The 13,088-nt window shown below is 47.4% G+C and carries 12 protein-coding genes; 4 read left to right on the forward strand and 8 right to left on the reverse strand.

Annotation, left to right across the window (positions count from 1 at the left end):
* Positions 1 to 81: 81 nt before the first annotated feature.
* From CHA6605_RS27645 to CHA6605_RS27665, 5 genes are all read right to left on the reverse strand, one after another.
* Positions 82 to 1,191 carry a lipopolysaccharide biosynthesis protein gene (locus CHA6605_RS27645; RefSeq protein WP_015162655.1) on the reverse strand — a complete coding sequence of 370 codons (1,110 nt, stop codon included), beginning with the start codon at positions 1,189 to 1,191 and terminating at the stop codon, positions 82 to 84.
* A 19-nt stretch (positions 1,192 to 1,210) separates the two neighbouring features.
* The gene (locus CHA6605_RS27650) at positions 1,211 to 2,251 is read right to left on the reverse strand and encodes a glycosyltransferase family 2 protein (protein ID WP_015162656.1); all 1,041 of its coding nucleotides are present in this window, start codon (positions 2,249 to 2,251) and stop codon (positions 1,211 to 1,213) included.
* Between the two features lie 55 nt (positions 2,252 to 2,306).
* Positions 2,307 to 3,800: an NAD(P)/FAD-dependent oxidoreductase gene (locus CHA6605_RS27655; protein ID WP_015162657.1), complete on the reverse strand. Its 1,494-nt coding sequence runs from the start codon at positions 3,798 to 3,800 to the stop codon at positions 2,307 to 2,309.
* 128 nt (positions 3,801 to 3,928) lie between these two features.
* Positions 3,929 to 4,969: a glycosyltransferase family 2 protein gene (locus tag CHA6605_RS27660; RefSeq protein WP_015162658.1), complete on the reverse strand. Its 1,041-nt coding sequence runs from the start codon at positions 4,967 to 4,969 to the stop codon at positions 3,929 to 3,931.
* Between the two features lie 134 nt (positions 4,970 to 5,103).
* Positions 5,104 to 6,060, reverse strand: a complete 957-nt coding sequence (locus CHA6605_RS27665) for a carbohydrate kinase family protein (RefSeq protein ID WP_015162659.1) — start codon at positions 6,058 to 6,060, stop codon at positions 5,104 to 5,106.
* A 166-nt stretch (positions 6,061 to 6,226) separates the two neighbouring features.
* Between CHA6605_RS27665 and queA the strand changes: the two genes are divergently transcribed.
* Positions 6,227 to 7,315 carry a tRNA preQ1(34) S-adenosylmethionine ribosyltransferase-isomerase QueA gene (gene queA, locus CHA6605_RS27670; protein ID WP_015162660.1) on the forward strand — a complete coding sequence of 363 codons (1,089 nt, stop codon included), beginning with the start codon at positions 6,227 to 6,229 and terminating at the stop codon, positions 7,313 to 7,315.
* Between the two features lie 265 nt (positions 7,316 to 7,580).
* Here the strand turns inward: queA and CHA6605_RS27675 are convergent, their stop codons facing one another.
* On the reverse strand, positions 7,581 to 8,048 hold the full coding sequence (locus CHA6605_RS27675) for a VOC family protein (protein ID WP_015162661.1): 468 nt from the start codon (positions 8,046 to 8,048) through the stop codon (positions 7,581 to 7,583).
* Positions 8,049 to 8,345: 297 nt separating this feature from the next.
* On the opposite strand from CHA6605_RS27675, the gene CHA6605_RS27680 reads away from it, so the two are divergent.
* From CHA6605_RS27680 to CHA6605_RS27690, 3 genes are all read left to right on the forward strand, one after another.
* Positions 8,346 to 8,525 (forward strand): hypothetical protein, encoded by a 180-nt coding sequence (locus tag CHA6605_RS27680; protein ID WP_041548502.1) that lies wholly within the window; start codon positions 8,346 to 8,348, stop codon positions 8,523 to 8,525.
* Between the two features lie 37 nt (positions 8,526 to 8,562).
* Complete coding sequence (locus CHA6605_RS27685) at positions 8,563 to 10,896, forward strand: transglutaminase TgpA family protein (protein ID WP_015162662.1); 2,334 nt, start codon at positions 8,563 to 8,565, stop codon at positions 10,894 to 10,896.
* A gap of 134 nt (positions 10,897 to 11,030) precedes the next feature.
* Positions 11,031 to 11,798 (forward strand): class I SAM-dependent methyltransferase, encoded by a 768-nt coding sequence (locus tag CHA6605_RS27690; RefSeq protein ID WP_015162663.1) that lies wholly within the window; start codon positions 11,031 to 11,033, stop codon positions 11,796 to 11,798.
* Between the two features lie 176 nt (positions 11,799 to 11,974).
* Here the strand turns inward: CHA6605_RS27690 and CHA6605_RS27695 are convergent, their stop codons facing one another.
* Entirely contained in the window at positions 11,975 to 12,259 is a 285-nt protein-coding gene (locus tag CHA6605_RS27695) for a DUF2288 domain-containing protein (RefSeq protein ID WP_015162664.1), read from the reverse strand.
* A 75-nt stretch (positions 12,260 to 12,334) separates the two neighbouring features.
* On the reverse strand, positions 12,335 to 12,973 hold the full coding sequence (locus CHA6605_RS27700) for a lysophospholipid acyltransferase family protein (RefSeq protein ID WP_015162665.1): 639 nt from the start codon (positions 12,971 to 12,973) through the stop codon (positions 12,335 to 12,337).
* Positions 12,974 to 13,088 lie beyond the last annotated feature (115 nt).

The raw sequence follows: 13,088 nt of genomic DNA on the forward strand, positions 1-13,088 counted from the left end.
AAGCTCTCTTACCCTATCTTTTTTGATACTATTTGTCTAGAGTTGTCTCTCTGCCGAGTTTTCAGGCGACCTGTCGCCCCGTCAGGGTACTAAGGGCGCAGCTAGCATCAATGTCCAGTTAGGTTTACCTGCCGCCGTCAGGATGGCGGTCGTCACCGAAATCATCGCTAATGCGATCGCCCCAAATATTAACACCGCCAGCACGGGAGCAGCAGGTAAAAAGGGTTTCCCAAAGATGAACTGGACGATTTCTGGCGCAGCACCCGCATTCATGCCAGCAAAGGGTAGCATCAGCACGATCGATCTGAGCGCATGGCAACCAGTTTGCTCGGCGGCGAGCTTGTCACCTCGTGCTAGGGTGCGCGTTAGTGTCGATAGCAATAGTGGCGCAAACGACAGCGAAAAGATGCCCGGAATTAGGGCTAAATTTTGGGCGGCTCCATAAATACCGACCTCAGCAGCGGTGCCACCCATCAGTTTGAGGGCAAATAAATCGAGCTTTTCGTAGAGGCGCATACTCAGTGCGAATAAAAACAGCGGCACTGCATAGTTCCACAGCTTCCGCATCGGAAAATTGGTGCGATCGAATAGCGACGGACGCACATAAAACCGACAGATGAGCAGTTCTACCAACGAAGCCCCGATACTACCCAAAATCGCCCCTGGCACCGATAACCCCATCGCTACTAATCCGACAATCAGTAACAACCGCGCCAGCCAACGTCCGGCAGTAGCGATCGCGCGTTGCGGAAATCGACCGATGCCTACTAAGATACTGCGATGAACGTAGCCCACACAAAACAGTGGCAGATCCACCGCAAATAGCCGCAGATAGAATGCTAGTTCTGGCTCGCCAAGTTGCGAAGCGATCGAGTCTGCTAGCAGCCAGATCGAGAGCATCGCGCCACACCCCAATAGCAAATGCAGTCGCAGCACTGCCGCACCGATCGCTCGCCAATCGGCTGCTTCCCCCACAAATTTGATGGTGGTGCGCGTAAAGACAGAAGTAATACTCCAACCGATCCAACCAATGAGGGTGGCTGCTAGGGTAAATAAACCGTAGCCCTCTGCCCCCAACCGCCGAGTCAGAAAAGCGGCTGTTAACAGCCCAGTCGGTAACAACAGAGCCTCCGCCAAGAAGACCCAGATCGTACCGCTGACTATCTTTTGACTGGTGGGTGTCGAACTCATCTAATAATTGTCGATCGACTTACGATTGAGAATGCGCCCATTTTGCTTCGATATTGCTGGCATTGGCCAGCAAATAGTGAGGTCGGAAATAGGCTAAGACTAATCCGGCAAAGAATAGCACCACAGCCGCGATCGCGATCGGGATGGCTAATGGTAGCTGCACCAAGTGGCGAGGCTCTTCAGCCACAACGGTATAACAGCGATGCAGCAATTGTTTTACTTTCCATAGGCCAATTCCACCGCAGGCGATCGCATCGCGAAGTGGTTGCCAAGTCGGACGCTCGGTGACAGACGACTGCCGCTCTAACCGCGAAACTGCTAGCGCATCGTATCCCAATAGCAGGAACCGCCAATAGAAATGAGTCAGACCATTAGGCGCAGCATGAGTCGCCCGCGCCTGTGGCTGCTGCCAAATCGTGTATCCTGCTGCCTGCATCGATTGCGCGTGAATCGTGCAGTTACCGCGATAAATTGGCAGTCGGGCGGGAATCGGATGCTCGATCAGAAACTCGCGCCCAAATGCGACATTATTACAAAAATACCCGCGACCGCTAGCTAACTGCACCCGATCGGAAAACCGAGGAAAGATGTAGACCAACGCGATCGCCAATTCGTAAGCACTGGTAATGGGCGTAGTTGTCTCACCCGCCACCACTCGCACCTCTGGCTGTCGAGAGAATGGCATCAAAATATGCCTGAGCCAATCTGGTTCGTAAACGCAGTCGGAGTCGGCCAGCACGACGATCTCGCCAGTGGTGAGGGCGATGCCCTTCATCTTGGCTGCGTAGTAATCAATATCCGCATCGATCCGGCGCACCGTCAAAAAGGGATAATCGCGACAGAGTCGATCGATCGTCTCTTTGGGTACATCGCCGCTTTCGACAATTAGGACTTCATTTGCCTGCTTCAGCGGCAATTCCTGTGCGGCCAAGCTATCAAGACACCGAGCCAATCCCGCAATGTCCGCACTTGAGAGATTTTCGGTTTCGACGACGATCGAAAAACTGGGTACGGTGGGAGATTCGGATGGCAAGGGGGTTTGAGATGGTGAAAACACCATAAACTTCACTCCTAACTATATTTTGGGGCTACAGGATCGGCGATATCTTGGCATCTTAAACCGATACTTCTCGATCGGGTATGTTACTAAATTTTGATTCAGTCAGCTTTTGGGTTGCTGTTTTCCACTGTTCTTTGGTGAACTCTTCATGATAAGACCGTTCCACATTTATATTCCACAGATCGTGCCGTTCGCCCAAAATATTCTGGACGGCAAGCATGGCTGTCAGCATCGAATGATCTTGATTATTATAACGGTGCATTCCATTCCTACCGACGGTTTGTAGATTTTCAAATGTCTTTAAATAGTCCTGAATCACCTGTAAATGCTGACGATATTCGCCATCATAAACTGGATAAGCTTTGGGTTGCCGAATTACGGTACCATCCCGCACATCACCAGGGAGAACGCCGATATTTAGATCGATCGCTTCTTGCGTTGCCAACTCAATCAGCTCTTCGGTCGATCGACCCCATAAGTCCTCACCTTTATTGCAAAAATATTCCATTCCCAAACAGGTTTTCCCTGGTTCGGGTACCATTGCCGCACTCCAGTTTTTGAAGTTTTGAATCCTCCCCACCTTAAATTCGGGACTATGAATATAAATCCAATTGTCAGGAAATAGATCGTCGCGATCGATAATCAAGGCCACAATCAAAAAATCGCGATATTTTAAGCCTTTGGCTGCGGCGAGTACTTCCGATGGCGGGAGCGGATCGAGACGTTGTAGCAATGCAGTTACAGGCATAGTTGAAATAAATGCATCGGCTTCAATCTGCTGGGTTTGGCCGTTTTGCTCGATCGTCATCCGCTCGATCCGCTTGCCCGACCGCTCGATTCGCTTTACCTTCGTATTCAGTCGCACCTCACCGCCTTTTTGCTCGATTAGTTCCTGAGTGCGTTCCCACATCATCCCTGGGCCTAAAATCGGGTAGTCGAATTCTTTAATCAAGCTTTTGGCATTCTGGCTGCCAAACACCGCATTGATGACGACTCGCCGCAGTGACATGCCATTAATCCGCTGTGCTGCCCAATCTGCGCGAATTTGGTTGCAGGGAATCCCCCACACTTTTTCGGTATAGGTTTTGAAAAAAGTGCGGTAGAGGCGTTCGCCAAATCGATCGGTCACCCACTCTTCAAATGTCTCCGGTTCGGGGGTCAGCTTCAACGTCGATTTAAGCTTGGCTTGGCAATAGCTCATCACCATCAAGAAGCTGTCGGACAGCCCAACATTTGAGAGGGTATTGGATACGGATAGTGGGTAGTTATAAAACTTGCCCTGATAATAAATCCGCGATAGGCGCGGGACTTGAATGAATTCTGTATCGAGAATTTCATGCCAAAAGCGATCGACTTGCGGGACTTTGGTAAAAAAACGATGTCCACCGATATCAAATCGATACCCTTTATACATTTCGGTGCGGGAAATCCCCCCGACTAAGTTGGCTTGTTCGACGACGATCGTCTCAATACCACGTTTGACTAATTCGTAGCCTGCTGTGAGTCCGGCTGGTCCTGCACCGACGATCGCGACGGGATATCGTGTCATGCATTTTCCTCAATTGATTTTTGTGGAGATATCGTTTGAGAGAGTTCTATATAAACCATAGATTAAGCTATGTAGCGTAGTCTCAACTTATACATAGTTGGTACCATAACAGATTTTTTGAAATCCAGCTACATTTTGTCAGCGTTAGTACTTGACGATTCCAAAATTTCTAGGAGCTTGGGTTTGAAGGGTGCATGTCGGCTGAATAAGTGGTAGCGGATCGTCCCGATCGCAAATGCCAGTCCGCCATACAGAAAATATAGCCAGTGCCAAAACACGGTGCCACAGGCAAACCACCAGCCGCGTTGCTGGTAGAAAAATTGATAAACTGGCCAGTTGATAGATAGTAAAGCTAATCCAAATACCATCGCGATCGCCACTGCCTGAATCCAAACAAAAGCTGTTACTAGAGCCAGCAACAAGCAGTAAGCAAAGATGATGGAAATCCGACTAGAAATCTTGAGATTGAGATCGTTAACAAATTGTCGATCGCGCCAAATCAGCTCAGTCCAAGGTAATGCTCTGTAGAAAAATTCAGCTCTAAGTAAATTAATCGGTTGCCAGCATTTGAGATGTTTTACCAAAATGGTTTTACATAACTCAATTCGATAGCCCGCCTTTTTTAACCGATAGCCCAGATCGATATCTTCGACTGACGGATAACGATAATTCTCATCAAAGCCACCCAGTTCGAGAAACACCTCGCGGCGAATTGCCCCACAAGCCCCCCAGAATGTCGAAGCTTCGGGCGCACCATTTTGATGAGTGTAATGATGAAATAAATTTTTGTACTGGGATAAAAAATTTGGCGCACCAGGCGCATCATCATAAGAGCCAATTAAAGCGGTGACATCCGATCGATCCTCAAAGATTTTCAGCACCTGGGGCAGTGTATCGGCATGAATTGTCACATCTGCATCGAGAAATAATAAAACGTCCCCCGTGGCAACTTGGGCACCGCGATTTCGCGCTCGTGCTGGCCCCCCTGCGGTCTCAAACGTGGCAACTTTCGCACCAAAAGAGCGCGCTAGTCGCTCGGAACCGTCTGTTCCGCCATCGACGACAACCACGACTTCCATCTCTGGCGGAATGAACTGCTTGAGACTAGATAGACATTTTTGGAAGCTCTCGCCACCGTTATACACCGGAATCACGATCGAAACTATCAAATCGAATATCTCCTTGAATTCTAACTGGTAAGCTGTTTTAGCTCTAAATTTATCGATTTAATTGTCGATCGATAGGGGTGTAGAGTGTCAATAGTCTGGTTCGATGTTTGATAGCATACCCACAAATTTAATATTTATTCGAGATCGACTCTTGACTCCCGCTCTAAAAACGCCATAATTTCAGCATTGGTAGGTTGAGCATCGATCGCACCTAATTTGTGAGTAGTCAAAGCTCCAGCCGCAGCCGCATAGCGGACTATTTCTGTACCAGATGTCTGTCCGCTACCGAGTTGATGCAATAATCCAGCAACAAAGGCATCGCCAGCACCTGTAGTATCGATCGCCGTCACGCCAAAAGCTGGCTGCTGTCCGCTTTCCCCCCCCAGCCAGTACTCGCAAATATTGCCACCATCGGTTACGAAAATCCCTACAGCTTTGGGTAAGTAAGCACACAAAGCTGTAGGTGATGTCGTACTATAAATTAGTTCGGCTTCTTCGCGGGCAAATTTGACATAATCGGCTGTTGCTAACAATTGTTGGATTTTGGGGATCGCGATGTCTGGGGATGTCCAAAAAGTCGGTCGCCAGTTGATATCGACCATAATTTTGACGCCATGCTCTTGGGCAAATTCTACGGCTTGCCAGGTACTAGCCGCACTGTGTGGGTAAGCCAAAGCCAATGTCCCCAGCAACAAAAAATCTGCATCGGTAAATAGTAGACTAGGTATCTGACTCAGTTGAGCATCGGCAAATCGATCGGTCGGAATTTCCCCAAACCCACCAAAAATCCGATCTCCATCCGCCGTTCTGAGTACCTGCACTTGGCGCGTGGGAGCAGTGGGATGGCGTTGCAGTGCGCTGATATCTACTCCTTCAGCTGCTAATTTAGCAGCTAATTGGATTCCTGCATCATCATTACCCACGCAGCCGATAAATCTCGATCGATCGCCCATTTTTACCAGCGCACAAGCGACATTTGCAGGCGCGCCACCAGGCAGCGGCGTCCAAGATGTTACAAGCTCGCTACTGACCCCGCTTTGCTCGGCAAGCAGATCGAAGAGGACTTCTCCTAGGCAAATAATGGTAGACATAGCTTAGAGGGTAGGGGATAGGGGATAGGGGATAGGGGATAGGGGATAGGGGATTGAAGACGCAGGTTAGCACCGATAACCTAATCCTGAAAATCCGACAAATCCTAAAAATCCCGATCGCGCGCGACGATTAAACTAATATTAAATATTCGACGAATTAGGGCAGATGAATACCAGTCTAGACCGACTACTAGCTAGTTATGATTATGAATTACCACCAGAATCGATCGCACAGACGCCAGTAGTGCCCAGAGATCGATCGAGGTTGTTGGTAGTCGAAACTGGATCGGGGTATCAGCATCGTCACTTTCATGAGATTGGCGATTTTTTGACGGCTGGAGATTTGCTCGTATTTAATAATACACGGGTAATTCCCGCGCGGGTTTATGGTGTCAAAACCACAGGCGCGCCTGTCGAAATCTTGCTCTTATCCGAGCGAGAGCATAATTGCTGGCTGGCATTAGTCAAACCCGGACGCAAACTCAAGATCGGTACCAAAATTGTTTTTCCCGCTCGCAATCCGGAGAGTAAAATTCCCCAGATTACCGCCGATATTATGGACAGGGATGAAGCAACTGGCGGGAGAGTATTAAGATTTGACATCCCCGATGGGGTACCTTTACTATCGATTCTCGCTGACTTTGGCGAATTACCTTTACCGCCCTATATTACTGCCAGTACATCTACTGACGAACAGTATCAAACCGTCTATGCCAAGGTTCCGGGCGCAGTTGCTGCGCCGACAGCCGGATTGCATTTTACCCCCGAATTACTCGATCGATTGACACAGCAAGGAATCAGTCGCGCGGAGGTGACGCTACATGTGGGTGTCGGGACTTTTCGTCCTGTGGAGGCTGAGGATATTACCACCCACCAAATGCACCATGAATGGCTAGAGATTACTAGCGAGACAGTCGATCTCATTAACGCTGCTAAGGCCGCTGGCGGCAAGATCTATGCCGTTGGGACTACAGCGGTACGAGTCCTCGAAACAGCAGCTCAGACGGGCAAATTGCAGCCTTACAGAGGCGATACGAATATGTTTATCTACCCAGGCTATCAGTGGCAAGTCGTCGATGGCTTGATTACCAATTTCCACCTACCAGGATCGAGTCTGATGATGCTCGTCAGTGCCGCGATCGGCAGAGAGAGACTGCTAGATTTATATCAGATCGCGATCGCTGATGGCTATCGCTTCTACTCCTTCGGCGATGCCATGTTAATTCGTCCTTTTCGATCTATGGAATCCATTTGAGATCTTTTCAGAAGGAATCGATCTGTAGATACTGGTGGGGAAGGGCGGGTTTGTTCAGAGTTGATGGTTGTACGCGTGAATCTCTAGCATAAACCCGCCCCTACGGTCGATCTACAAAATGTATCGAACAGATATTTATGGATCTGTAGGGGCGGGTTTATGCTAGTTAATAGTCGGGTAAAGTTGGAGCTTAAACAAACCCGCCCTTCCCACTAGAAGATCTCGAATGGTTTCTATAAAAGAATAAATACCTAAAGCCTAAAGCCTATCCCCCTGCTTCACACCGAATCTCTACCATAAACCCATCCGGATCGTAGCAATAGATGCCGCGACCTGTCGATCGAGTAACAGGTTCGCCCTCAATTTTGACCCCATGGAATTGCAAAACTCGCACGGCTAAATCAAATAAAGCAGGCGCGATGTCAAATGCCAAATGATTGGCGCGGGTAAATTGCACGGTAGGATCGATCGATGGTGGCGACAAATCTGGCTCGGCAAACAAATCGAGAATAGTACCATCGGGAATCCGAAAATTTGCGACCCGACCCTGTTTTACTAGTTCGATCAGGCTCGATGGGATTTCTGCACCCGTCAGCTCGTGTAAACCCAAAATTTGGCCGTAAAAGTGACGCGAGGCTTGCATGTCTGCGACATTCAGAGCGATGTGGTGCAAGCCTCGCAAAGCATCGACAGGCAATGTTGGCATAGATTGAGCAGTCACGAGCGTTGTCATTGGGATTTGGGATTGTGGCTTGTGGATTTGGGATTGCGGATTGCAGATTGCGGATTGGGATGTTGCGACCGATCCACCCATCTATCCATCTACTCATCCACTCATCCGCCGTTACAACACTACTATCCTAGCGAAAACCGGAAGAATCTAGCGATCGTTCTCACTCAAGAGTGTCCCGATATGAGGATAGCAGTCGTGTATATTCAAATTAAGACGAAGATTTAACCAGTGAAAGTGCATTACCTGGGGTTGCGACATCAACCAATATCTAAATCAACTTGAGAGTGAGTGCCGAACGTGGAAGATCGATTACCGTCATTAATTCAAAAACAGCTCGATGCAATTATCGAGCGACATCCGCCGTTATTTCCATGGGAAACGGAATTTAGTGACTATGAAACAACCGAGCCAGAATCTGGGAACCCTAAACTTATTGAGATTCCAACTCCATCACCAGAACTAAACGGCGATCGGTGACTATTTGGCCGAGTTAGTTACCATGTCATAATTTTATATGTCCCTATCTTCAAATCCGCAATCGACTTCGATTTTTGGCAAAATTCAGCAGCAGATGGCAAAGATGCCGAGAACTGCACCAGAGGAATCACTATTGTTGCGAGTGCTGGTGCAAGCCATGGTAGTCGTCGGTATTATTGCGACAGATGTAGCGGCGGAGACGCAGATGAGTTTGTGGGCGATTCCGGCGAGCATTGCGGGTGCTACTTGGAGTTGGTATCATCGCCACGATCGGAATATTGGCATGAAATTTGCCCTCGCATTGGCAATGCTGGGTGCATTGGGCTATTTTGTCGCAAATCTAGTCGGCAGTCTCAACGATACGCGACTAGTTTTGGCCGAATTATTGGTGCAAATGCAGACAATTCACACTTTCGATCTGCCGCGCCGCAAAGATTTGGGTTATTCAATTACGATCGGGTTAATCTTGATTTGCGTCGCTGGTACTTTGAGTCAAACTTTGGCTTTTGCACCGCTATTACTATTATTTTTGACGATCGCGATTCCGGTATTATTTCTCGATTATCGCGCGCGGATCGATCTCCCCCCACTGAAAATTTCCAGCCCGAGTCAGATTGCCAAAATTGGACTACCGTGGCAAAGATTAGGACAATTATTGGGGATTGTCATCGCGATCGGTTTAGTTGTTTTTGCACTAATGCCACGCTTCCCTGGCTATCAGGGATCTCTTCCTGTCAGCGCGCCAGTTCAGTATCAGCAAGACAAATTCGATCCCCAAAGCATCCAGAATCCTGGCTACCAACGTAAGGGTAAATCTGGGGGTAAAGGTGCGCCGCAGATCGATGGAACCAACGGCGATGGTGATAGTGATGGCAAATTAGACGAAACTTTTTATTATGGATTCAACTCGAAAATAAGCCAAAATCTGCGGGGAGCAATGAAACCCAAGCTGGTAATGCGGGTGCGCGCTCAAGCTGCCGGATTTTGGAAAGCATTGGCATTCGATCGTTATACCGGACAAGGTTGGGAAATTTCCCAAAACGATCGCACGCGGAAGATCCGTCGTCCTGCGTGGGATTATAAGTTCACGATCGATTATCGACGGACGAGAATGCCAACAAAACAAGTTATCCAAAGTTATACCGCCTTGGAAGAGTTGCCAAATATTATTCCAGGAATGCCATTAGCTAGTGAAATTTATTTCCCTACTCCAGAAATTGCGATCGATTTAGAAGGAAGTCTCCGTTCGCCTGTCGGTTTGCAAAAAGGTTTGACTTATACAGTTGTCTCGCAAGTTCCATATCGCGATCGACAATTACTCGATGCAGCCAGTACTACTTACGATCCAAAAATTGTCGAGCGTTATCTGCAAATTCCCGATAAAATTGCACCCAAATTACAAAAATATACACAAAATTTAGTCAGTGATTACCCTCAACAACAAGTTGGCAACAATAGCGAACCGCTAAAATCTAATTATGCGAAAGCTCTTTATCTTGCCCAATATCTCAAACAACGTTATCGCATCCCACAAGATCCGCTAGGACTAGCGCGCATTCCCGATGGTGAAGATTTAGCAAGCTGGTTTTTGTTTCGGTGTGAGGGCAAATCAACTACTTGCGAACCTGGTGGCTATGCCGATCATTTTGTCACGACTTATACCATGATGTTGCGATCGATCGGAATTCCGGCGCGATTGATTGTTGGATTTGACTCTGGTAAATTCAATCCGTTTACTGGATATTATGAAGTATCCAATACCGACGCACATGCCCTCACAGAAGTCTATTTCCCGAATTTTGGTTGGTTTGCTTTCGATCCGATTCCAGGACATCCCTTGACCCCTCCAGGTGTCGATGAAGACCAAACTTTTAGTGCGCTCGGACAACTGTGGAAGTGGGTAGCTGGCTGGTTGCCTTCTCCAGTTACTGCTTGGATCGCCCAAATTTGGGCATTAACGATCGGTTGGCTGATAGTTGGTATGGCTTGGTTTTTCGGTCTGTTTAACCAAGGTTGGTTGGGTATATTTATCGGCAGCGCAATTGCAATTGCCATCGCCTTCTGTGGCTGGTGGGGATGGCAACAATTGACTAAATGGCGATATCGACAATGGCTGAAAAAGTTATCGCCAGTCGAACGTGTCTATCAACAAATGTTAGCTCATTTACGCGATCGAGGCATTTCCAAACATCCCGCCCAAACTCCTTTAGAATATGCACGAGTAGTTGGTAACAATAGACCGAATTCGATCGGTAGTTTAGTCACCGAAATCTCTCAAGCTTATAGTGCTTGGCGATATGGAGCCGAAGCCCAACGACTCGATCGATTGCAGCAATTATTAGCCGATCTCAAGAAAGACAAAGCACAGTAATTCAATATCTTACTAAAGAACCTAATAATTATCTTAACTAAAAGTGTAGCCTAGCTGTTATAATTAGAGCCGGATTTGGGCGATCTATGTCGATCGACAATTATCAATTATCAATTATCAGTTAAGCTTGACACATGTCTACATTTCCGATCGCGCCGTATTTGAGTGGTTATTGGCAAGATGCATTTAATTTAAAGCAACACCTTCAGCAATTTTTAGAGATCGAGCCAGACCGCTTAGACTTGAAGTTTGCGACTGCTGTAGAGGACTTAGCCGAACTCGGACGCCGCGATTTTAATTGGGAAGATGCGAGTGAATTTTATCGCGATCGTGTAGGTGAGGCTTATTTATTTGAATTGGCAGCTTGGCATCTTTCGAGTACCGATTATATCGGCGATACGCTCAAATTAATTGCCGATCGCGCGCAGGGAAGAGTGTTAGATTTTGGTGGTGGAATCGGTACTCATGCGATCGCGTTAGCATTATGCCCCGCAGTTACTCACGTTACTTATTGCGACATCAATCCGATTAATTATAATTTCGTCCGGCATCGAGTTCGACAATTAGGATTAGAATCAAAGATTACCTGTTGCATGGAACTAACTCCCACCGAAACTTTCGATACGATTACTTGTTTCGATGTGATGGAACATTTGCCAGAGCCAAGCCAGCAGTTACTGCATTTTCATAAAATGTTGAATCCACAAGGAAAGATGATTGCTAATTGGTATTTTTCTAAAGGAGCAAATCAGGAATTTCCGTTCCATTTAGACGACTCCAAAATTATCGATCGCTTCTTTAGAACCTTACAAGCAAATTTTATCGAGATTTTTCATCCCTATTTTATCACCACTCGTTGCTATCAAGCGATGACAATCGAGCGAGCGAGCGTGCCAGTTTAACAAATAAAAGAAGGTGATGAGGCTGTTGGGTTTTACCTTTTCTTGACTTAGTAAACCGTCGGCAAAGCCGACGTTTCGCCAGAGGCGAGGCTACGCCAACGCGTAGCGTCTGCGACGGCGGCGCACCTCGGTCGGGTTCCCCGACCGAGAGAGTGCGACAAGACACAACCGCTGACTTACTCCTTTACTAAAACGTAAGGCTGAATAATCATTGCTTGAAACTTTTGACTGGGGTTGCTATTCCAACGAGCGAGTATTTCTGGAGACGGCTTAACCAAAAGTTGTTCGCCGATCCAGTGTTGAACTGACTGAGTATTATCGCTAGCGATCGCTACACCTACGTCTAAAAGATCGAGATCGGGACTAACTAAAATTACCGCATCTTTTTGAATATGCGGCTTCAACCACTCTAATTCCGCCTCATCTAATAGTTCGGTCAATTGTTCGCGTAAATTTTCCATGAGTGCGATTGTAAGCGATCTTTGTCTGGATAATTATAGCAATTTTGGATAAGGGATCGGACTCAGTGGCGATCGCTAGCGACCCAAATCATGCAACTGATTAATTTTGGTCGTACAAATATCGGTGACTCGATCGAGTTCCGATCTTTTTGTCGAGGCTGGCGGATCGATTAATTGAGCGATCCTAATCGTTACGGGAGTCGCTTGGGGATATTTTTTACCCTTTTGCTCGAGCAGGTGAGTTCCCCACAGACACACAGGGAGGATCGGCACTTGCGCCTTTGCCGCAATCAACGCGGCTCCTGGTTGCGGATTGACCACTTTTCCATCAGCAGTGCGCGTCCCCGAAAGAAAAATTCCCGCCCCCCAACCTTCTTCGAGATAAGCTAACGCCGTTTTAATTGTAGTGCGATCGACTGCACCGCGTTTGACCGGATAGGCACCATATAACTTAATCGCTTGTTTAAAGATTGGCACTTTAAAGAGTTCTTCTTTGGCCATATATGCGACGGGACGCAAGATCGCCGCCGATAATAAGGGCGGATCGAAATTACTGCCGTGATTGCACACTACTACAAATCCGCCCGTTTTGGGGATATGCTCTGTGCCTTCTACTTTGCCCTTGAGATACAGATAGAAAAATGGATTTATCAGTGTCTGCTTGAAAGCATGATAAAAGACGAGATTGATAAAAGGTTCGCGAGATCTGGACATGAAATTGCTGTTGAAAATTAAAAATTAAAAATTAAAAGTTAGTAAGAATATTGTCATGTGTCCGCTCGTACCAGCGTAATATACTTAAGATCCGATCGTAAATATCAGTTTACCC

The organism is Chamaesiphon minutus PCC 6605 (assembly GCF_000317145.1).
GTDB lineage: Bacteria > Cyanobacteriota > Cyanobacteriia > Cyanobacteriales > Chamaesiphonaceae > Chamaesiphon > Chamaesiphon minutus.